Here is a 19,307-nt window from a genome sequence, read left to right as displayed (position 1 = left end):
GCAATTGCGCGGCTGCCCAAATGTCGGGGCGGGGCAGGAGCGTTATCGCTCCTTCTCCTTGCCGGATAGGACGTCGAAATAGGTTCGCTTCGAATCATCCGGGCCGGAGCCGTAGGCGTAGTTCGGCGACGGCGTCTGATATCCGGGCGGCGGCTCCACCAGCGATTGGCGCGGCGGCTCCGACGTGAACTGCTTCGACTCGGGCGCGTTCCCTTTGAACAGTTTAAACAGCCCCCCGGTATATCCGAGTTCGGCTGGGCTCATCGTCGGATTGGCGATGTTGGCGCCTGGCTGGACCGGATCATTACCGGTCTTTTCGGCGGCGGCCGTCTTGTGGGCGTTCATCTCGGCGGGCGACAGCGGCTGGGCATTTTTCCAGTACTCCGTTGCCTTGTTGCCGGACTTCTTCCGCTCGGCGACAGCTTCCTTGCGGCGCTTCTCGTCGGGGTCCTTCGGCCAGTTTGGCGCAGCCGCGGCCTCGGCTGCGGCGGGTGGCGGCAGGTCGAGCTTGGGCGGCACGACCAGCGGCGAACGCTCGCGGTATTCGATGCTGGGTTTCCCCATGCTCTTGGCGCCAAGGCCGGACATCAGGCCGTCGATGAGCTTCTCTTCGAAGGTCATGTCGTCGTCGTCATCGTCAGCAGCACGGGCGGCGCCGGTCGACATGACGAGGCCGATACCGAGCGCGACGGCGGACAATTTCAGTGCCCGCCAGACCCCCGATTGGGGGTCTCGAACCATCGAACCGCTGGTCTTCGAGCTGCGCATGACCGTACCTGTTTCATATTGTAGCAGATTGCCGCTCACGCGCGGCTCAAACCCTTGCAAAAAGCCAGGTTCCACCTGCCGGTCCGTATCGGCCGGGATCAGGGCGCTTTTGCGGCGGGTACCCCCAGGAAGGAATCATACAATAGCGCCGCCACCCCAGCAACGATGGCCACGTCCGCGAGGTTAAACACATACCAATTATAGGTATTTCCGGCGATCTCGATGTGGAACAGGGCGAAATCCACCACCGCGCCATAGGCCAGGCGGTCGATGCCATTGCCGATGGCGCCGCCGATGATCAGGCCGAGCGCGACGGTCGCGAGCACGGTGTGCGAGCGCGCCATCCAGATCGCCAGCGCAACCACGGCAATGGCCTTGACGGCCATCAGCGCGAGCTGCGCGGCCTGGCTGTCGTTCTGGAGCCAGCCGAAGCTGATGCCGATGTTCCAGGCCAGCACCAGGTCGAAGAACGGCGTCACCCGCACAGCGCCGCGACGGGCGAGGTCGAACACGTTCAGGAGCCAGAGCTTCGAGGCTTGGTCGGCCACGAGCGTGACCATGGCCGCGAGGATGCCGGCGCGGAGCGGGGTCATGGCCGGTCGGTCAGACCGCCACCCCCAACGCCTTCCATTCGCGCAGCGCCTTGGCGTCGCGCGGGGTGACGTCGGGATATTCGGCGTCTTCGCCGACCATCGGCGAGATCTTCCAGGAGCGGGCGCATTTGGTGCCGACCGCCTTCTCCACCACGACCGCGACGCCGGGGACGGCATCGAGGCGGAATGCCGAGGCCGGCGCCTCGCCCTCCCGCACCTCGTAGTTCGAGGTGATGCAGACTTCAGCCAGATCGATGTCGAACAAGGTCGCCAGCATGCCGCGATCGGCGACATAGATCACAGGCGATGCCTCCAGCGACGAGCCGATGTTCTTGGCGGCGCGTTCCAGCTCGAGCGCGCCGGTGACGACGCGGCGGACGTTGCGGATCGCCTCCCACTTCGCGGCGAGCTCGTCGTCGCGCAAGGCTTCGAGGTCGGCGGGGAACAGCGTCAGATGCACCGACGGTTCGGCGTCGGGCCGGTACATGCGCCACGCCTCCTCGGCAGTGAAGCTGAGGATCGGCGCCAGCCATTTCAGGATCGAGGCGCATAACAGGTCGATCGTCGTCAGCGCCGCCTTGCGCGTCAGCGAGGAGGGCGGATCGCAATAGAGCGTATCCTTGCGGATGTCGAAATAGAATGCGGAGAGCTCGCTGTTCAGGAAGGCGGACAGGATCGCGACCACGGTCTTGTAGTCGAACTCCCGATAGGCCTTGCCGATCGCAGCGGCGCGCACCGCGAGCTCGTGCAGCATCAAGCGGTCGAGCTCGGGCATCTCGGCGGGCGCGACGGCGTCGGCCGGCTTGTAATGATGCAGCGTGCCGAGCATCCAGCGCACGGTGTTGCGCAGCTTGCGGTAGGTCTCGACGGTGTTCTTGAGGATCTCGGGGCCGATGCGCTGGTCGTCGGTGTAGTCGCAGGACGCGACCCAGAGCCTCAGGATGTCGGCGCCGGATTCCTTGATGACGGCCTGCGGCTCGATGGTGTTGCCGAGCGACTTCGACATCTTGCGGCCGTCCTCGGCCTGGGTGAAGCCGTGGGTCAGCACGATGTCGTAAGGCGCGCGGCCGCGCGTGCCGCAGCTTTCCAATAGCGAGGAATGGAACCAGCCGCGATGCTGGTCCGAGCCTTCCAGATACATCACCGTGTCGGCGCCGCCGTCGACCTTGCGCTTGATGCCGGCGAGCCCGGGAAACTGCACGGGATCTTCGAGCACGAAAGCGTGGGTCGAGCCGGAATCGAACCAGACGTCGAGAATGTCGTCGACCTTCTGCCAGTCCTCGTTCGCGCGGGGCCCGAGGAAGCGCTCGCGCGCGCCCGTCGCGTACCAGGCGTCGGCGCCTTCCTTCTCGAAGGCTTCGCCAATGCGCGCATTGACGGCCTCGTCCTGGAGGATCTCAGCGGAGCCGTCACCCTTCTCGCGCACGAACACGGCGATCGGCACGCCCCAGGCGCGCTGGCGCGAGATCACCCAGTCCGGGCGCGCCTCGATCATGCCGTTGATGCGGTTCTCGCCCGACGGCGGCACCCATTGCGTCACCGAGATCGCATGCAGCGCGCGGGCGCGCAGCGTGTCGCCGCTCTTGGCCTTGCCGCCCTGCGCAATGTCCTTATCCATCGCGATGAACCATTGCGGTGTGTTGCGGAAGATCACCGGTTTCTTGGAGCGCCAGGAGTGCGGATATTGATGCTTGAGCCGACCGCGCGCGAGCAGCATGCCTCTGTCGACGAGCGCCTTGATCACGGCCTCGTTGGCATCGCCCTTCTCGCCCTTGTCGGTGATGACGCGCTTGCCGGCAAAGCCCGGCGCATGATCGGTGTAGGCGCCGTTCTCGTCGACGGTGTAGGGGATCGCGGTGTTGATGCCGCGCGCATCGAGATCGCGCGCCTGTGCCATCCAGGCATCGAAGTCCTCGCGGCCATGGCCGGGCGCGGTGTGCACGAAGCCGGTGCCGGTGTCGTCGGTGACATGGTCGCCGGGCAGCAGCGGCACGACGAAGTCGTAGCCACCGCCAACGCCCCTCAGCGGATGGGCACACTCGATCGCGTCCATGGTGTCGCCGGGGACGTCGCGGACTTTCTCGTAAGCCGTCACCCGCGCCTGCTTGAAGACGTCTTCCGCGAGCGCATCGGCGAGGATCAGGAGGTCACCAATCTTGGCCCAATTGTCGGCGGGGGCGTCCGTCACCTTGTAGAGGCCATAGGCGATCTTCGGCGAGAACGAGATGGCGCGGTTGCCGGGCAGCGTCCAGGGCGTCGTGGTCCAGATCACGACGCTTGCGGAGGCGAGCGCACCGTGCGCGGGCGAGGTCACCGGGAACTTCACCCACACCGTATCGGAGGTGTGGTCCTCGTACTCCACCTCGGCTTCGGCCAGCGCGGTCTTCTCGACCACGCTCCACATCACCGGCTTGGAGCCGCGATAGAGCGTGCCGTTGGCGGCGAACTTCATCAGCTCGCGCGCGATCTGGGCTTCGGCCGGATAGCTCATGGTGGCGTAGGGATGGTCCCAATCGCCGATGACGCCGAGGCGCTTGAACTCCTCGCGCTGCACGCCGAGCCAGTGCGTGGCATAGGCGCGGCACTCCTTGCGGAAATCGATCATCGCGGCGGAGTCGCGGAAGTCGGGCTTCTGCTTGCCCTTCTTGCGATAATGCTCCTCCTCGACCTTCCACTCGATCGGCAGGCCGTGACAGTCCCAGCCCGGAACGTAGTTGGAATCGAAGCCGAGCATCTGCTGGCTCTTGGTGACGAGATCCTTCAGGATCTTGTTCAGCGCCGTGCCGATATGGATGTTGCCGTTGGCGTAGGGCGGGCCGTCATGCAGCACGAACTTGGCGCGGCCCTTCCCATTCTGGCGCAGCTTCTCATAGAGGCCGATCTCGTACCAGCGCTTGAGTATCTCCGGCTCGCGCTGCGGCAGGCCGGCGCGCATCGGGAATTCGGTCTGCGGCAGGAACAGGGTCTTCGAATAGTCTTTGGCTTCAGACTTTTGGGACTTTTGCGGCTTTTCGGACATGAGGCTGACTGGCTCGGAAAGGGCGCGGGAACGGATGGCGATGCGGAATCGCGGGTGAAACGACGAAATCCCGGTCTTGCGCCGAGCCTTCAGGCTCAGGCGGAAGCCGGGCCGCTAATCCCTATGATGCGCCGCGCAAACATGGGCTCTCCATAGCAGGGGGGCGGAGGAAGCGCAAAGGGCCGGCGAGTCCGGTTTCGGCTCAATCGATCGCGCCCAGCCGCGGAAACGCGTCCGGCGCGGCGGCGAGCATGGCGCGGGCGCGGGCGGAATCGTCGTCCATCTGCCGGATCAGGGCCTCTACACCATCGAATTTCAGCTCCTCGCGGATGAAGCCGATGAAGGCGCAGTCGAGCGCCAGTCCGTAGAGGTCGCCCTTGAAGTCGAACAGGAAGATTTCGAGGAGCGGAGCGCCATTGTCGAAGGTCGGGCGGCGGCCGAAGCTGGCCACCCCGTCCAGACGCTCCTGATCCTTTCCCTGGCCGCGGCCGACCCGCACCGCGTAGATGCCATGCTTGAGGCCGCAATTGGCGTCCAGGCGGATGTTGGCGGTGGGATAGCCGAGATCGCGGCCGCGCTTTTCACCGTGGATCACCTCGCCGGTGATGAACCAGGGCGCGCCCAGCATGGTCGTGGCCTCGTCGAGCTGGCCCTCGGCAAGGGCGATCCGGATCGCGCTGGAGGAGACCGGCCGTTCGTCGATATCGACATGCGCCTGCACGTCGACCTCGATGCCGAGCCGGGGCGCCTCGTTGACGAGAAGGCTGGGCGAGCCGACCCGACCCTTGCCGAAATGGAAGTCGTAGCCGACGGCAATGCCGCTGACCCCGAGACGCCCGATCAGGTCATGGTGAATGAAATCTTGCGCGCTGGTTCCGGCACGGGCCTTGTCGAAGGTCATGACCACGGCGCCGGCAAGCCCGGTGCCAGCCAGAAGCCGCAGCTTGGCCCGCTCGTCCGTCAGGCGGAATTGCGGGGTGTTGGGACTGAAAAACCGCCGCGGATGCGGCTCGAAGGTCAATGCCAGCGCAGGGCGGCCATGCGCCCTGCCCATCTCCAGGGCAGCCGCGATGACGGCGCGATGGCCGAGGTGAACGCCGTCGAAATTGCCCATGGCGACCACGGCGCCCCTTGGAATCGCGGAATCCGGCGTTGTATCGCGGATGACGGTAAAAGGCGGAGCCATCAGGGGAATTCTCGAACCGGGCAGGACCGGCCCGGACCGTGGCGCGACCGGCCGTGCGAAGTCAAGCGGCGGGGCGGGCAGACATTGAACACGATTTCAGTCCTTCGGAGCTGCCCGCAGTTAACGCGCTGTTTAAGGCCTTGGTGCTAGTGCTTGAGGCGTGGAACTGCCGGGCGCCGGCCTGGCAGGTCCGATCGTAATATTCCTTGGTTTGCGTTGGGGGAGTCGAGATGGCGGTTGATTTGTCGATGCCGGTTCTGGTGGTGGATGACTACAGCACCATGATCCGTATCATCCGGAATCTGCTGAAGCAGCTTGGCTTTGAGAACATCGATGATGCCAGCGACGGTTCGGCAGCGCTGAACAAGATGCGCGGCAAGAAGTACGGGCTCGTGATCTCCGACTGGAACATGGAGCCGATGACGGGCTACGACCTCTTGCGCGAAGTCCGCGCGGATCCGAACCTCGCCACCACGCCCTTCATCATGATCACCGCGGAATCGAAGACCGAGAACGTGATCGCGGCCAAGAAGGCCGGCGTGAACAATTACATCGTCAAGCCGTTCAACGCGGCGACGCTGAAGACCAAGATCGAGGCGGTCTTCCCGGACATGGCGAGCGCGTAAGCGCGATCGTGTCCCGGACAAGGCGCGGCACGTTAGTGACGCGACGCTGAGCCGGGACCCAGTCTATCCCACGACATCGCTTACGGCTTCTAGGCCCCGGCTCTGCAGCTCTTCGAGCTGCGTCCGGGGGACGATATTTTCTACCACTTCAATTCGCGCATCAGCGCCTTCGGCGGGTGGCCGAACAGCTCCATCACCGAATTCGGGTCGAGCTGGTCGAGGCCCTCGAACTCCTCGGCATGGATGCCGCGGGTGACGAACAGGCAGTCGATGCCGAATTCGCGGGCGCCGGTTAAGTCGGTGCGGACGGAATCGCCGATCGCCAGCACCTTCTTCCGGTCGATCTGGTAGCCTTGTCGCTCCCCGGCGAGCGCCATGGCGCGCTCGTAGATCGGCCGGTGCGGCTTGCCATAGAAGATCACCTCGCCGCCGAGCTCGCGGTAGAGCTCGGCGATCGCGCCGGCGCAGTAGATCAGCCGGTCGCCGCGCTCCACCACGATGTCGGGGTTGGCGCAGACCAGCGTCAGCTTGCGCTCGCGCGCCTTCAGCATCATGCCGCGATAGTCTTCCGCCGTCTCGGTCTCGTCGTCGTAGAGGCCGGTGCAGACGATATAATCGGCTTCCTCCAGCGGCGCGGTCACCGCATCGAGGCCGCGATAGATCGAGTTGTCGCGCTCGGGGCCGAGCCAGAACATCTTGCGGCCGGGATGATCGGCGACATAGAGCCGGGTCAGATCGCCTGAAGATACGATCGCGTCATAGGTCTCATCGGGGACGCCGAGCTTGCGCAATTGCCGCTGCACGGAGTCGGCCGGGCGCGGCGCGTTGGTGATCAGGATCACCGTACCGCCGCGGCTGCGATAGGTGTGCAGCGCCTCGCAGGCCTCGGGGAAGGATTCCAGCCCGTTATGGACCACGCCCCAGATGTCGCTGAGCACGACCTCCACACCGCCCACGAGCTCGCGCAGGCCTTCGGCAAAATGCAGCGCGGTCATGACGTGCGCGGCCGATCAGATGCGGCGCGCGAGCGCCGCGTTGCCTGTGATGCGTTGGGACGGAGGCGCAGCGGACGTTGCGCCTGAGCTGGGTGTGGCGGAGCCATTGGATCCCTGAATGTCCTGCGCCTGGTTCGGCGAGGCCCCGCCGGTAGCAGATGCCCCTTCGGGCCGCAATGGCCGGGGCGGTGCGAACAGGAACCCTTGGCCGAACCGCACGTCATAGTCGAGCAGGTCGACCACCGCGCGCTCGCCTTCGATCCGTTCGGCGATCAGGTCGATGCCGAAGCGGCCCAGCAGGTCGGAGAGGTCGGAGGGGTGGATGTCGGAGGCGGAAGCCTGCTTGGGATCGAGCAGCAGCGCGGCCGGCACCTTGATGAAGCGGACCCCACGATCGGCCAGCTCGCGCGGCTCGATGCGCAAATCCGTGACATGGTCGATCGAGAAACGGAAGCCGCGCTGGGCCAGTGCCGCGAGGTTCTCGGTCTCGGCCGGACCGAGATTGCGGAAGGTCGACTGCTTGAACTCCAGCACCAGCGCGGGCGCCAGCGCGCGGTTGGCTTCGAGGAAATCGAGGCATTGGGCAAACGTGGTGGAGTTGCCGAGCGTGGAGGCGGCGACGTTGCAGAACACGCCGACGTCCTTGTTGCGCACCATCAGGCGCCGCAGCACCTGCACGCAGCGCAGCATCACCATGTTGTCGATGCGCCCGATCAGGCCCGAGGCTTCTGCGATGCTGATGAACTCCTCGGCCGCGATCAACTGGTCGCGCTCGTCGCGCAGGCGCGTCACCGCCTCGTAGAACCGCACCTTGCGCTGCGGCAGCGTCACCATCGGCTGCAGGAAGATATCGATGCGATTCTCGTCGACCGCATTGCGCAGCGTCGCCAGCAACTGGGTCTGGTTGCGTCCATTGGCGGCCTGAACCGGGCTGGCCGCTTGGACCTGGACCGGCGGCGGCGCCGGCCGTGGCGGGGGCTCCGGAAGCGGAGGAGGAGCGAACGGCTTCTCCTCGAAGGGGGCAGCCAGATCGATCGGCGTTTCCGGCTCGGGCCGCGTGACCGGGGCGGGTGCGGGCGCCGGCGCGTGGCCGGCGAGCAGATCCTCATGGGCCGCGACGGTGGTGGCGAGCTGCCTGACCAATCCGCCCAGTTCGTTGATCTCGCCGATGACCGACTGGATTCGGTCGGAATTGGTCGAATTCGACGAGGCGATGCGGCTCTCGATGGCAGCCAGCCGGCGGCCGAACTCGGCCACCTGGCGGGCGAGGTCGGCGGTGCCGCGCGACAGGTCGGCGATCTGGCCGCCGACGTCGCTGCGGTCGCGCAGTCGCATCGACACCGCGTTGTAGAGGATCAGGAAGGTCAGCGCGGTCAGCGCCACGATCGCCGATTCCGTTCCGCTGATGCCGGCGACCGAATAGAGCACGAGCCCGAGCGAGGCCGCGACCAGGACCATGCAGATGGCGATGAAGATCGTCGAAATGCGAATCATGCCGCGCGTTGTGCCTTTAAGAGCTGACTGCTTCACCCGGGAAAACACGGGTCGCGCTCGACTCCGTCACGCCTCATGCTCCCCCAAGCATCCATGAGCCTAACATCATTGTTGATTCGAGGGGATAGTGGCTGTTTCGCAGCCCGGTCGGTCCGCGGCCGAAAGCTTTCGAGGCAGCGGCTGCGAAACCTCGCACGGCCTCTGCGGCCGAGGGGCGGAAATCAAGACGCTCTCAGCGGAAAATCATGCCGCCCTCAAGGCCAGCGAGCCGCATGCGCTCTATCGTCCCGGCGTTCAACCGCAGGAGATTGCCATGTCGACATCCGCCGCCCTCAAGCCAGCTGCCCCCCAACCCGATCTTGCCGCCGTCAAGCAGCGCCAGCACGGCGCCTGGTCGTCGGGCGACTATGCCGTGGTCGGCACCACCTTGCAGATCGTCGGGGAACAGCTCTGCGAGGCCATCGACTTGCGCGCCGGCAGCAAGGTGCTGGACGTCGCCGCCGGCAACGGCAATGCGACGCTGGCAGCGGCGCGGCGCTGGTGCGACGTCACATCCACCGACTACGTGCCGGCGCTGCTCAAGCGCGGGCGCGAGCGCGCGATGGCCGAACATCTCACCGTCGAGTTCCGCGAGGCGGATGCCGAAGCGCTGCCGTTTGCCGACGCCAGCTTCGACGTCGTGCTCTCCACTTTCGGCGTGATGTTCACCCCGGATCAGGACAAGGCCGCGTCCGAGCTCGCGCGGGTCTGCAAATCCGGCGGCAAGATCGGTCTTGCCAACTGGACGCCGCAAGGCTTCATCGGCCAGCTGTTCAAGACCATCGGCAAGCATTTGCCGCCGCCGGCGGGCGTGAAATCGCCCGCCATGTGGGGCACGACGGCACGGCTCGAGGAAATGTTCGGCGGCGTGGCCGCGGAGATCGCCGCCGAGCCGCGCATGTTCGTGTTCCGCTATCGCTCGCCGGACCATTGGCTCGACATCTTCAAGACGTTCTACGGGCCCACGCTGAAGGCGTTTGCTGCGCTCGACGCGAGCGGCCAGGCCGCGCTGACGCGCGATCTGCTGGCGCTGCTCGGGGAGTTCAACCACGCCGATGACGGCACGATCGTGGTGCACAGCGAATATCTGGAAGCCGTGATCACCAAGCGCTGACCGCGCCCGAGATGCGGTCGGGCCAGCTCCGGCCCGACCGCCACCGATCAAAATGGCGCGGTGGCGCCGACCGTGTCGGCGGAGACGGCGTCGCGGGTGCCGAGCGGCTTGGGAGACCCCTCGGTGGTGTCCTTGAGCGTCTGCCGCTCGATCTCCGAATTCAGCTCGGCGCCGAACATGATGACGATCGCCGACATCCACATCCACATCATCAGGCCGATCGCCGCGCCCAGAGAGCCATAGGTCGCGTTGTAATTGGCGAATTCCGAGAGATACCAGGACAGCAGGGCAGAGCCTGCGATCCAGAGGATCGCGGCCATCACGGCGCCGAGGCTCAGCCATTGCCAGCGCGGCGCGTCACGGCTGGGCGCGAAGCGGTAGAGAATGGCGAGTGCGACCAGCAGGATGACGAACAGCAGCGGCCATCGTGCCAGCGCCACGATCAGCTTGCTTTCCGGCGCCATGCCGAGATGATTGAGCGCAAGCGGGAAGGCGACGACGGCTCCCACCATCAACAGCAGCGCCACGATGCCGCCGACGGTGAAGGCCAGCGAGATCATGTTCAGCTGGATGAAGCTGCGCTTCTCGCGTTCCTCATAGGCGACGTTGAGGGCGTCGAAGATCGCCTTGACGCCGGCATTGGCGCTCCAGATCGCAAGCAGCAGGCCGACCAGGAAGGTGACACCGAGCGTCGTATTGCCGTTCGACACCACGCGCGCGACCTGGTCCTCGACGATCTGGAACGAGCCCTCGGGCAGCATGGTCGCAAGCGTCTGGAGGTTGGCGCTGATCGTCGCGGGATCGGCAAACAGGGCATAGGAGGAGACGAGCGCGGTGACGGCGGGGAAGAGCGCGAGCAGGCCGAAGAAGACGACGCCGCCCGCCGTCGCGAGCAGGCGATCCTCGTCGATGCGCTGATAGGTCCGCCAGAAAATATCCTTCCAGCCCGCCCAGGGGATCTCGAACGGGCTTTTCGCCCGGCGGCCGCGGCCCGGCTGCATCGCCGCGCCGGCCGGGTGTGTTTCCGGGGAATTCGCTTCGCCCTTGCGGTGGTCTGGCGGAGGCCCGGGCCTCGCCAGGCCGGAATCCTGAAAGTAGTGCTCCGCGGTCAGCACGAACACGGCCGTCGCCGCCACCAGCAGCCAGGAGTCGATCTGTTCGGAGCGCCGCGCCAGCATCACGCCTCCAGACTGCGCCTGTTGCGTCGCCGCCGGGCGGCCGTCAGCCCGACCAGGCCGACCGCCGCGAGCATCAGGCCGAGCTGCACGGGATGGTTGGCGCGGGCCGGCCAGGTCTTGATGCCGCCGCGCTCGCCCGGTGCGAGCGGCGCGAGGGGAATCGTCGTTGCGACCTCCTTCACGGCCTCCTTGACCGTTCCACGCGGGATCCGGGGCGTGGCGACCGCCACGCGCAGACGGCTCGCGAGCGGCACCACCGGCTTGGCCTTGCGTTTCATCTGCGCCATGGCCACGCCGGCACAGACCGCAGCCAGCACCAGCAGCACTGCGGCGACCGCGCCAAATCCCCAGAATTGCCCGTAGATGATCGCGACCCAGCGGTACAAGGCGATCAGTCCGACGAAAAACGCCGCGACAACGAACAGGCCGGCGACCGCGAACAGTCCGCCGGCCACCGCGTAAGACGTCAACTTGCCCGTGGCCTGGCTGGTCTGGTCGCGCAGATAGGATTGAGCAGCGCGTTTGACGTGATTGAGTTTGAGCGCCATCCCGGCGCGCAGCAATTCGCCCGATGGCGCGAGCATGCGGACATCCTCCAAGGACTAGAAAATTCGTCGGGGGATGAACGTGGCGATATTTGACTTGTTCCGATTGAGCGTGACCGGCCGTGATGAATCAGGCGAGATCGGCGGCTGCGATCCAGAACACCTCGCCCTCGGAATCTTCGGTGTCGAGCCAGAGCAGCGGCAGTTCCGGAAAGGCCTCGTCGACCAGCTCGCGGCCGCGGCCGATCTCGCAGATCAGCCCGCCCTGCGGCGTCAGGTGACCGGGCGCATCGCGCAGGATCCGGCGCACCACGTCGAGACCGTCGGCGCCGCCATCGAAGGCGAGCTTCGGCTCGGCCCGGCACTCCGGCGGCAATGCCGCCATGCCCTCGGCATCGACGTAGGGCGGGTTGGTGATGATCAGGTCGTATCTGTTGCCGCCGAGCGGGGCGAACAGGTCGCCGCGATAGAGGCTGATCCGGTCCTCGAGCCCGTATTCGCCGACATTGCGCGCAGCGACCTCGAGCGCGCCCTTGGAGATGTCGACGGCGTCGACGGTGGCGTTCGGGAAATGATGCGCGGCGAGGATCGCAAGGCATCCCGAGCCCGTGCAGAGATCGAGCACGCGCTCGACCGCCGTCGGATCGTCGATCAGCGATCCGGCCTCGCCGTCGGCGCCGAAATGCGACTCCAGGAGCTCGCCGATGAAGGAGCGCGGAACAATGACGCGCTCGTCGACATAGAAGGGCAGGCCGCGCATGTAGATCTTGTTGACGAGATAGGCGGCCGGTTTGCGCGTCGTGACGCGCTGATGGATGAGATCGAGGAGGGTCTTGCCTTCCGCGGCGGTGACGCGCGCGTTGGCAAAGATCTCGAACTGGTCGGGAGTGAGATGCAGCGCCTCGCAGACCAGGAACGCGGCTTCCGCGACGGGATCGGTCGTGCCATGGGCGAAGGCGAGCTTCGCCTCGACGAAGCGGCTCACCGCGTAACGGACGAAGTCGAGCAGCGTGAGAAGCTCGCCGGGTCCCACCTTCGCGAGCTTCGGCGCGGCGCGGCCGCGCGCGGTCTTCTTCGTAACTTTAGCCATCAGGATTTCGTCCAGCGTGCGGCGGCTTCGTCGTCACGGGCATGGGCCTCGACCCAGCCGGTGCCGGTGGCGCTCTCTTCCTTCTTCCAGAACGGCGCGCTGGTCTTGAGATAGTCCATCAGGAACTCGGCCGCCTGGAACGCCGCCTGCCGGTGCTGCGAGGCGGTCACGACCAGCACGATGTTCTGGCCCGGCATGAAGCGGCCGACGCGGTGGATCACCGTGACGCCGTTGAGCGGCCAGCGCGAAATGGCCTCGTCGGCATGGCGCCTGATCTCTTCCTCCGCCATGCCGGGATAATGTTCGAGCGTCAGCGCCGCGACGTTGGCGCTGTCCTCGTCGGCGCGGCAGATCCCGGAAAAGCTCACGACCGCGCCGATATCGGTCCGGCTGCCGGTCAGGACCGAGATCTCGCGCGCGATGTCGAAATCGTCTTCCTGGATACGGATGGTGACGGGGCAGGTCATGAGCCTAGCCGCCGGTCATGGGCGGGAAGAACGCGACCTCGCGGGCGCCTGCAATGGCGGCGTCCTGCTTGACGTGAGCGCGGTCGATCGCGGCGCGGATCACCTTCGGCTTCTCGAACGCATGCGCATAAGCCTCGCTTTGGCCGGAGAGCCAGGCGATCAGCTCCTCGACGGTGCGCACGCTCGCGGGCGGCTCGATCGTCTCTTCGGCCTTGCCGACGCGCTCGCGCACCCAGGCGAAATACTTCACCTTCATCCCTCGTCCTCCTTGATGAGGTGATGGATGCCGGCGCGGAAATAGTCGTAGCCGGTGTACATGGTGAGGATCGCCGAGGCCCACAGCAGTGCGAGGCCAATCATCGAGACCACTGGCACGACCTCGTCGCCGGCCGGTCCCGCGAGCAGGAACCCGATCGCTACCAGCTGGACTGTGGTCTTCCATTTCGCAAGCTTGGTCACGGGCACGCTGACGCGGAGCGCAGCCAGATATTCGCGCAGGCCCGAGACCAGGATCTCGCGGCACAGGATCACGATCGCGGCCCATAGCGACCAGCCGTGAATGATGCCATCCGCGGCCAGCATCAACAGGCAGGAGGCGACCAGCAGCTTGTCGGCGATCGGATCGAGCATGCGGCCGAAGGCCGATTGCTGATTCCAGATCCGCGCGTAATAGCCGTCGAGGTAATCGGTCACCCCTGCGGCGATGAAAATGGCGACCGCGAGCCAGCGCAGCCAGAGCGGCTGATCCAGAATCGACTGCGCATAGATGCATCCGACCACGACCGGGATCGCGGCGATCCGGCCGTAGGTCAGGATGTTGGGGAGGGACATCGCGCGGCTGGTGGTCCCTCGTGTCGTGGCGATGTTCATCCGTCCTACCAATACCGCTCAAGCCTGAAGGTCAACCGTTCCACTCCCAAATGGGATGCAGGATGCGACGACCATATGACCGTCGCCTCCTTTAGTTCACCCCGGCTGGGGATGGAAATACTCGAAAATCCTGCGGGCGCTCTCGGCGCTGACCCCCGGAACCTTGCCGAGATCGGCGATCGAGGCCCGTTCGATCTCTTTCAGGGTCCCGAAATGATGCAGCAAGGCACGTTTGCGTGACGGGCCGATGCCCGGAATCTCCTGCAAGCCGGCCTCGCGGATGTCCTTCTTGCGCAGCTTGCGGTGCGAGCCGATGACGAAACGGTGGGCCTCGTCGCGCAGGCGCTGGATGAAATAGAGCACGGGATCGCGCGGCTCCAGCTTGATCGCCTCGCGCTCCGGCATGAACAGGGTCTCGCGGCCGGCATCCCGGTCCGGCCCCTTGGCCACCGACATCAGCGACACCTGGGTCAGGCCGAGATTGGCGAAGATCTCGCGCACCGCGTTGAGCTGGCCGCGGCCGCCGTCGATGATGACGAGGTCGGGCCATTGCGGGAAATCGTCGTCCTTGGCCTTGGTGGCGGCGTCCTCGGGCGGGTTGATCAGGCGCTTGAAGCGGCGCTCCAGCACCTCGCGCATCATGGCGAAGTCGTCGCCGGGCGTGATCCCTTCCGACTTGATGTTGAACTTGCGGTACTGGTTCTTCACGAAGCCATCAGGGCCCGCGACGATCATGGCACCGACCGCGTTGGTGCCCTGGATGTGGCTGTTGTCGTAGACTTCGATGCGCTTGGGCATGTGCGGCAGGCTCAGCGTCGCGGCCATGGCCTCGAGCAGGCGGCTTTGCGTCGCCGTGTCCGCGAGCTTGCGGCCGAGCGCCTCGCGCGCATTGGTCAGTGCGTGGGCGACCAGCTCCTTCTTCTCGCCGCGCTTGGGCGCGGTGACCTCGACCTTGTGGCCGGCCTTGATCGACAGCGCATTGGCGAGCAGCTCGCTCTCCTCGATCTCGTGCGAGAGCAGGATGTTCTTCGGCGGCGGCTTGTCATCGTAGAACTGGGCCAGGAAGGACCCCAGCACTTCCTCGGGCGTAAAGCTCTTCTCCGCGCGCGGAAAATAGGCGCGGTTGCCCCAGTTCTGTCCGGTGCGGAAGAAGAACACCTCGACGCAGGAGAAGCCGCCCTCCTGGTGGATGGCGAACACGTCGGCTTCCTCGACCGTGCGTGGGTTGATGCCCTGCTGCGACTGGATCGCCGACAGCGCGGCGAGGCGGTCGCGGTAGAGTGCGGCGCGCTCGAATTCGAGCTCGTTCGAGGCCTTCTCCATCTCGCCGGCGAGCTCCTGTTTCACCGCATGGCTCTTGCCGGAGAGGAAGTCGCTCGCCTCGCGCACCAGCGTCGAATAGCCGCCGAAATCGATCTCGCGGGTGCAGGGGCCGGCGCAGCGGCGGATCTGGTGGAGCAGGCAGGGCCGGGTGCGGCTCTCGAAGAAGGAATCGGTGCAGGAGCGGATCAGGAACGCCCGCTGCAGCGCCGTGATGGTGCGGTTGACCGCGCCGGCAGAGGCGAACGGGCCGAAATAGCGTCCGGGCCGGGTCTGCGCACCGCGATGCTTGAGGATCTGCGGCGCCCAATGGTCGCCGGTGATCAGGATGTAGGGAAACGATTTGTCGTCGCGCAGCTGCACGTTGAAGCGCGGCCGCAGCTGCTTGATGAGGTTGGCTTCCAGCAGCAGCGCCTCGGTCTCGGTCGTGGTCGAGACGATCTCCACGGTGACGGTGGCCGCGATCATGCGCAGGATGCGGGCAGGCAGTGGCGCACTCTGGCGCGCATAACTGGACAGGCGCTTTTTGACGTTCTTGGCCTTGCCGACATAGAGCACGTCGGCGCTCGCATTGAGCATGCGATAGACGCCGGGCGAGGTCGGCGCGAGGCGGACCGCGCGCTCGATCGCCTCGTGACCGGTCGCGAGCGGGCCTTCGCCGACGGCGCCGCTCTCTTCCAGGATGTCCGGCAGCAGCGCATCGTCCTCGTCGTCGCCGCCTGCCGCCGCGGGATCGACGTCCGGCGCGGCCAGCCGCTCGGGCGGGGCCTCGCTCGCAGCAGCCTGCGGCGGCTTGCGCGCGCGGTCGTCCGGATTGTCGGAGGAATCGTGAACCATGGGGCGAATTTAGGCGCTGGGGGTGCCGATTTGAAGTTCCGGCCATGCCGCACGCAAGAGGATGGCGGCCAGTTTCCGGTAACGCTTCCTTAAGTCTGTTAAGCGGGCGGTAACCCGGCTTAACAGCCCTTTAACTTAAAACTCTCGATAAATCCTACGCGAAAAGTTCTTGGTTCCGTAACCGTCCGGTTTTGCTCGCGCGGCGGCGCGGACATCGCTCGGTTGCGACAGTTGCGTTGGAGTGAGTGATGAAGAGGCTCGTTGTGGGCGCAGCCGCGTTGGTTGCAGCCGGCTGGACAGCTTCGGCAGAGGCCGCCGATCTCAATTACGGGCAGCGTGCGCCCTATACCGTCAATCAGCCGCTCAATGCCTATAGCTGGGCAGGTCCCTATCTCGGCGGCAACATCGGCTATCAATGGGGCTCGGTCGACAACAACCCCACCAAGCCGTCCGGCTTCGTCGGCGGTGTGCAGGCCGGCTACAATTTCCAGAACGGCCCGTGGGTGTTCGGTGTCGAGGGCGACATCCAGGCCGCCGGCGCCGACGACACCTTTGCGCCGTGGAAATTCTCCAACCCATGGTTCGGCACCCTGCGCGGCCGCGCCGGCTATGCGTTCAACAACGTGCTGTTCTACGGCACCGCCGGGCTCGCCTTCGGCGAGCTGCGGGCGCAGACCTTCGGCTGGACGGAGTCGCACACCACCGCCGGCTGGACCATCGGTGCCGGTGCGGAAGTCGGCCTCACGCCGAACTGGAGCGCCAAGCTCGAATATCTCTACATCGATCTGTCGACCAGCCAGTTCGCAATTACGGGCGTATCAAACGGCTATAGCGCCAGCGTTGTCCGCGCAGGCGTGAACTATCGCTTCTGACATCCAAAGAAGAAAATACCGGACCAGCCTCCCGGCCGCTCGCGGCCGGGATTTTTTTCGCGCCAGGCTCGCTAGGAGAGGATCACAAGATTGACCGCCTTTGGTCCCTTCCCCTTCTTGTCCGGTTCGACTTCGAAAGTAATACGCTGTCCTTCGGCAAGGTCCTTCAGTCCCGCCCGCTCCACAGCGGTGATGTGAACGAAGACATCGCGACCGCCGTCGTCAGGCTTGATGAAGCCGTAGCCGCGCTCGCCGTTGAAGAACTTGACCGTTCCCGTCATGGCCATCGGGAAACTCCCCCTCATTGCTCCTCCGCCGCGACGCAGACTCACGTCGCGACATGACCGGGCCATACGGAGCCCGGGAGCTGGCCATCCCTTGGACGGACCTGATCGGTCCGGCGGGATCTTTCTTAGGGCCTTCACTCCGCCGCAACCATTCGCGGAAGCGGAACGTAAAGCCAGTCACGGAAATAGCATAATACGGTTCTTCGCAGATTGACTACCGGTCCTGCATATTTTTCCCAAGAATGCCGGAGTGTTACGGCCTGACGTTAGGCTTGGGCGCCTCCAGTCGGAATCTGGCAGCCCCGCCCTGGCCGAGCGGTATTTCCAGCTCCGGCAGAATGGTCTTGAGCTCGCCGTGCAGCGTGTAGGGCGGGTTGACGATCAGGAGGCCGGTGGAGGTGAGGGCGGCGCTGTCGGCTTGCCGCGCGACGCTGAATTCGAGGCGCAGGCATTTTCCAGGCGGCTTTGCTGCAGCTGCGAGCCGCGCCACGGTTTGCGCCAGCATGTCGGTGGCGCGCCGGTTCTTGGCGGGATACCAGATTACGTAGATACCGGTCGGCCATTTCGCGAACGCCGCCGAGAAGACTTCGCCGAGCCGCTCGAACTCGTCCTTGGCCTCGAAGGGCGGATCGATCAGCACAAGGCCGCGCCGCTCCTTCGGCGGCACGAAAGCCGGCAGCGCCACCCAGCCGTCGAGATCGACCACGCGGGCCTGCTCGTCGCGACGCAGCGCGTCGATCAGCGCTTTCCGTGCCTTCGGCTCGAGCTCGCAGGCGACGAGCCGGTCCTGCGGCCGGAGCAGGCCGCGCGCGATCAACGGCGAGCCCGGATAGACCTTGAGCTCGCCCTTCGGATTGAAGGCGCGGACGATGTCGAGATAGGGCTTCGTCAGCGCCGCGCTCTCGTTCGACAGGCGCGCCTGCAGCAGCCGGGCAATGCCGGTCAGCCATTCGCCGCCGCGGCGCGCCTCGTCGCTGTCGAGATCGTAGAGGCCGGCGCCGGCATGGGTGTCGATGACGCGGAACGCTGCCGGCTTGTCCTGCAGATAAGTGAGGATGCGCGCCAGCACGATGTGCTTGATGACATCGGCGAAGCTGCCGGCGTGGAAGGCGTGGCGGTAGTTCATGGGATAGGACTACGTTGTCTGGCGCGATCCCATCCCCTTGTCATTGCGAGCGCAGCGAAGCAATCCAGAATCTTTCCGCGGAGGCAGTCTGGATTGCTTCGTCGCAAGGGCTCCTCGCAATGACGGGCCTACCCGCCCCTGATCGGCGGCATCGTCACCTGGTCGCGGCGGCAGGCGCGGCGCTCGATCTCGTCGCAGGCGCGGAATTGCAGGTCCTTGCTGAGGCAGATGCGGACCTCGGACAGCCGTGTCCGGTTGCAGGTGACCGAGACGGCGGCATTGCTGAGACCCGGATTGGCCTTGATGAAGGCCTCCTCGACCTCCGCCGGCGCGACGGTCTTGGGCTGTGACAGATCGAGATACTCGGTCGGAATCTTGATCGCGGCGCGCGCCTTGCGGATCATCTCGAAATAGCTGCGGCCCTCGAGCCCGGAACAGGTGCCGTGCTTGTCCCACTCGTTGAAGATCAGGCCCGGCGCCGGCATCAGGTCGAGCATCGAGGAGACGATGTTGCGGTTCAGGCGCGGCGCCGGCCGCTGGCAGTATTCCGGAAAACCGTTCTCGTATTGCGGCCACAGCCCATGCACCACGAACGCGTAGGGCCGGCCGCCGCATTGCATCTGGGACCGGCCGCCGCGTTCGGCTGCTTCCTCGCAGAACGAGGGCGACCACGACAGCGACAGCACATAGAAATCGAACTCGCCGGGTGCGTTCTGCCGCTTGTCCTGCGCCTTCGCACCGCCGGCGAGGGTGGCCAACCCCGCGGCGAGGATCAGCGAGATCATCAGATGGGACAACGAACGCAATCTGGAGTGAAACATGGCGACGCCCCTCAACTAGACTGTGCACACAGCCTAGCAGGCAATGGGAACATTTCAAGA

19 protein-coding genes are annotated in these 19,307 nt (G+C 65.6%); 3 read left to right on the top strand and 16 right to left on the bottom strand.

Annotation, left to right across the window (positions count from 1 at the left end; translation table 11 throughout):
* Window positions 1-42: 42 nt before the first annotated feature.
* The 4 genes from N2602_RS35350 to N2602_RS35335 form a co-directional block, all read right to left on the bottom strand.
* Entirely contained in the window at window positions 43-768 is a 726-nt protein-coding gene (locus N2602_RS35350) for a hypothetical protein (RefSeq protein ID WP_260383794.1), read from the bottom strand.
* 98 nt (window positions 769-866) lie between these two features.
* Window positions 867-1,361: a signal peptidase II gene (gene lspA, locus N2602_RS35345; protein ID WP_260380991.1), complete on the bottom strand. Its 495-nt coding sequence runs from the start codon at window positions 1,359-1,361 to the stop codon at window positions 867-869.
* Window positions 1,362-1,371: 10 nt separating this feature from the next.
* Entirely contained in the window at window positions 1,372-4,380 is a 3,009-nt protein-coding gene (gene ileS / locus N2602_RS35340; protein ID WP_260380990.1) for an isoleucine--tRNA ligase, read from the bottom strand.
* 202 nt (window positions 4,381-4,582) lie between these two features.
* A complete protein-coding gene (locus N2602_RS35335) occupies window positions 4,583-5,566 on the bottom strand; it encodes a bifunctional riboflavin kinase/FAD synthetase (RefSeq protein WP_172788780.1) in 984 nt (327 codons plus the stop codon).
* Window positions 5,567-5,796: 230 nt separating this feature from the next.
* Here N2602_RS35335 and N2602_RS35330 point away from each other — a divergent pair, with 230 nt between their 5' ends.
* The gene (locus N2602_RS35330; protein WP_008567674.1) at window positions 5,797-6,192 is read left to right on the top strand and encodes a response regulator; all 396 of its coding nucleotides are present in this window, start codon (window positions 5,797-5,799) and stop codon (window positions 6,190-6,192) included.
* Between the two features lie 140 nt (window positions 6,193-6,332).
* Here the strand turns inward: N2602_RS35330 and N2602_RS35325 are convergent, their stop codons facing one another.
* Both N2602_RS35325 and N2602_RS35320 read right to left on the bottom strand, forming a co-directional pair.
* Window positions 6,333-7,187, bottom strand: coding sequence for a TIGR01459 family HAD-type hydrolase (locus N2602_RS35325; RefSeq protein ID WP_260380989.1), 855 nt, complete (start codon window positions 7,185-7,187; stop codon window positions 6,333-6,335).
* Between the two features lie 15 nt (window positions 7,188-7,202).
* The gene (locus N2602_RS35320; protein WP_172788778.1) at window positions 7,203-8,681 is read right to left on the bottom strand and encodes an EAL domain-containing protein; all 1,479 of its coding nucleotides are present in this window, start codon (window positions 8,679-8,681) and stop codon (window positions 7,203-7,205) included.
* Between the two features lie 313 nt (window positions 8,682-8,994).
* Between N2602_RS35320 and N2602_RS35315 the strand changes: the two genes are divergently transcribed.
* Complete coding sequence (locus N2602_RS35315) at window positions 8,995-9,834, top strand: class I SAM-dependent methyltransferase (protein ID WP_172788777.1); 840 nt, start codon at window positions 8,995-8,997, stop codon at window positions 9,832-9,834.
* Between the two features lie 47 nt (window positions 9,835-9,881).
* Here N2602_RS35315 and N2602_RS35310 read toward each other — a convergent pair whose 3' ends face one another.
* From N2602_RS35310 to uvrC, 7 genes are all read right to left on the bottom strand, one after another.
* Window positions 9,882-11,012, bottom strand: a complete 1,131-nt coding sequence (locus N2602_RS35310; protein WP_260380988.1) for a YihY/virulence factor BrkB family protein — start codon at window positions 11,010-11,012, stop codon at window positions 9,882-9,884.
* Window positions 11,012-11,596 carry a phage holin family protein gene (locus tag N2602_RS35305; RefSeq protein ID WP_212259359.1) on the bottom strand — a complete coding sequence of 195 codons (585 nt, stop codon included), beginning with the start codon at window positions 11,594-11,596 and terminating at the stop codon, window positions 11,012-11,014. Before N2602_RS35305 ends, N2602_RS35310 begins: the two co-directional genes overlap by 1 nt.
* A gap of 91 nt (window positions 11,597-11,687) precedes the next feature.
* Window positions 11,688-12,647: a 50S ribosomal protein L3 N(5)-glutamine methyltransferase gene (gene prmB / locus N2602_RS35300; RefSeq protein ID WP_260380987.1), complete on the bottom strand. Its 960-nt coding sequence runs from the start codon at window positions 12,645-12,647 to the stop codon at window positions 11,688-11,690.
* Window positions 12,647-13,114, bottom strand: coding sequence for a molybdenum cofactor biosynthesis protein MoaE (locus tag N2602_RS35295; RefSeq protein WP_172788773.1), 468 nt, complete (start codon window positions 13,112-13,114; stop codon window positions 12,647-12,649). The genes prmB and N2602_RS35295 overlap by 1 nt, the downstream gene beginning before the upstream one ends.
* Window positions 13,115-13,118: 4 nt before the next feature.
* On the bottom strand, window positions 13,119-13,370 hold the full coding sequence (gene moaD, locus N2602_RS35290) for a molybdopterin converting factor subunit 1 (RefSeq protein ID WP_172788772.1): 252 nt from the start codon (window positions 13,368-13,370) through the stop codon (window positions 13,119-13,121).
* Window positions 13,367-13,984, bottom strand: coding sequence for a CDP-diacylglycerol--glycerol-3-phosphate 3-phosphatidyltransferase (pgsA, locus tag N2602_RS35285; protein WP_172788771.1), 618 nt, complete (start codon window positions 13,982-13,984; stop codon window positions 13,367-13,369). The genes moaD and pgsA overlap by 4 nt, the downstream gene beginning before the upstream one ends.
* A gap of 96 nt (window positions 13,985-14,080) precedes the next feature.
* Window positions 14,081-16,141, bottom strand: a complete 2,061-nt coding sequence (uvrC, locus tag N2602_RS35280) for an excinuclease ABC subunit UvrC (RefSeq protein WP_260380986.1) — start codon at window positions 16,139-16,141, stop codon at window positions 14,081-14,083.
* A gap of 248 nt (window positions 16,142-16,389) precedes the next feature.
* Between uvrC and N2602_RS35275 the strand changes: the two genes are divergently transcribed.
* The gene (locus N2602_RS35275) at window positions 16,390-17,013 is read left to right on the top strand and encodes an outer membrane protein (protein WP_172788769.1); all 624 of its coding nucleotides are present in this window, start codon (window positions 16,390-16,392) and stop codon (window positions 17,011-17,013) included.
* A gap of 71 nt (window positions 17,014-17,084) precedes the next feature.
* Here the strand turns inward: N2602_RS35275 and N2602_RS35270 are convergent, their stop codons facing one another.
* From N2602_RS35270 to N2602_RS35260, 3 genes are all read right to left on the bottom strand, one after another.
* Window positions 17,085-17,300 (bottom strand): cold-shock protein, encoded by a 216-nt coding sequence (locus N2602_RS35270; protein ID WP_008544396.1) that lies wholly within the window; start codon window positions 17,298-17,300, stop codon window positions 17,085-17,087.
* Between the two features lie 253 nt (window positions 17,301-17,553).
* Entirely contained in the window at window positions 17,554-18,426 is an 873-nt protein-coding gene (locus N2602_RS35265; protein ID WP_260380985.1) for a 23S rRNA (adenine(2030)-N(6))-methyltransferase RlmJ, read from the bottom strand.
* 128 nt (window positions 18,427-18,554) lie between these two features.
* Window positions 18,555-19,247, bottom strand: a complete 693-nt coding sequence (locus tag N2602_RS35260) for a ribonuclease T2 (RefSeq protein WP_260380984.1) — start codon at window positions 19,245-19,247, stop codon at window positions 18,555-18,557.
* Window positions 19,248-19,307: the final 60 nt, after the last annotated feature.

Source organism: Bradyrhizobium sp. NC92 (genome assembly GCF_025200865.1).
Classification (GTDB): domain Bacteria; phylum Pseudomonadota; class Alphaproteobacteria; order Rhizobiales; family Xanthobacteraceae; genus Bradyrhizobium.
Note: the sequence above shows the minus strand (reverse complement) of the source record. Positions and strands in the feature narration are given on the sequence as shown.

Bases quoted from the DNA above. Each gene is read 5' to 3' on its own strand.
- uvrC (WP_260380986.1), bottom strand. From the start codon at position 16,141: ATGGTTCACGATTCCTCCGACAATCCGGACGACCGCGCGCGCAAGCCG.
- N2602_RS35335 (WP_172788780.1), bottom strand. From the start codon at position 5,566: ATGGCTCCGCCTTTTACCGTCATCCGCGATACAACGCCGGATTCCGCG.
- prmB (WP_260380987.1), bottom strand. From the start codon at position 12,647: ATGGCTAAAGTTACGAAGAAGACCGCGCGCGGCCGCGCCGCGCCGAAG.
- N2602_RS35330 (WP_008567674.1), top strand. From the start codon at position 5,797: ATGGCGGTTGATTTGTCGATGCCGGTTCTGGTGGTGGATGACTACAGC.
- pgsA (WP_172788771.1), bottom strand. From the start codon at position 13,984: ATGAACATCGCCACGACACGAGGGACCACCAGCCGCGCGATGTCCCTC.
- N2602_RS35275 (WP_172788769.1), top strand. From the start codon at position 16,390: ATGAAGAGGCTCGTTGTGGGCGCAGCCGCGTTGGTTGCAGCCGGCTGG.
- N2602_RS35295 (WP_172788773.1), bottom strand. From the start codon at position 13,114: ATGACCTGCCCCGTCACCATCCGTATCCAGGAAGACGATTTCGACATC.
- moaD (WP_172788772.1), bottom strand. From the start codon at position 13,370: ATGAAGGTGAAGTATTTCGCCTGGGTGCGCGAGCGCGTCGGCAAGGCC.
- N2602_RS35315 (WP_172788777.1), top strand. From the start codon at position 8,995: ATGTCGACATCCGCCGCCCTCAAGCCAGCTGCCCCCCAACCCGATCTT.
- N2602_RS35325 (WP_260380989.1), bottom strand. From the start codon at position 7,187: ATGACCGCGCTGCATTTTGCCGAAGGCCTGCGCGAGCTCGTGGGCGGT.
- N2602_RS35310 (WP_260380988.1), bottom strand. From the start codon at position 11,012: ATGCTGGCGCGGCGCTCCGAACAGATCGACTCCTGGCTGCTGGTGGCG.
- N2602_RS35320 (WP_172788778.1), bottom strand. From the start codon at position 8,681: ATGATTCGCATTTCGACGATCTTCATCGCCATCTGCATGGTCCTGGTC.
- N2602_RS35305 (WP_212259359.1), bottom strand. From the start codon at position 11,596: ATGCTCGCGCCATCGGGCGAATTGCTGCGCGCCGGGATGGCGCTCAAA.
- lspA (WP_260380991.1), bottom strand. From the start codon at position 1,361: ATGACCCCGCTCCGCGCCGGCATCCTCGCGGCCATGGTCACGCTCGTG.
- N2602_RS35350 (WP_260383794.1), bottom strand. From the start codon at position 768: ATGCGCAGCTCGAAGACCAGCGGTTCGATGGTTCGAGACCCCCAATCG.
- N2602_RS35265 (WP_260380985.1), bottom strand. From the start codon at position 18,426: ATGAACTACCGCCACGCCTTCCACGCCGGCAGCTTCGCCGATGTCATC.
- N2602_RS35260 (WP_260380984.1), bottom strand. From the start codon at position 19,247: ATGTTTCACTCCAGATTGCGTTCGTTGTCCCATCTGATGATCTCGCTG.
- N2602_RS35270 (WP_008544396.1), bottom strand. From the start codon at position 17,300: ATGGCCATGACGGGAACGGTCAAGTTCTTCAACGGCGAGCGCGGCTAC.
- ileS (WP_260380990.1), bottom strand. From the start codon at position 4,380: ATGTCCGAAAAGCCGCAAAAGTCCCAAAAGTCTGAAGCCAAAGACTAT.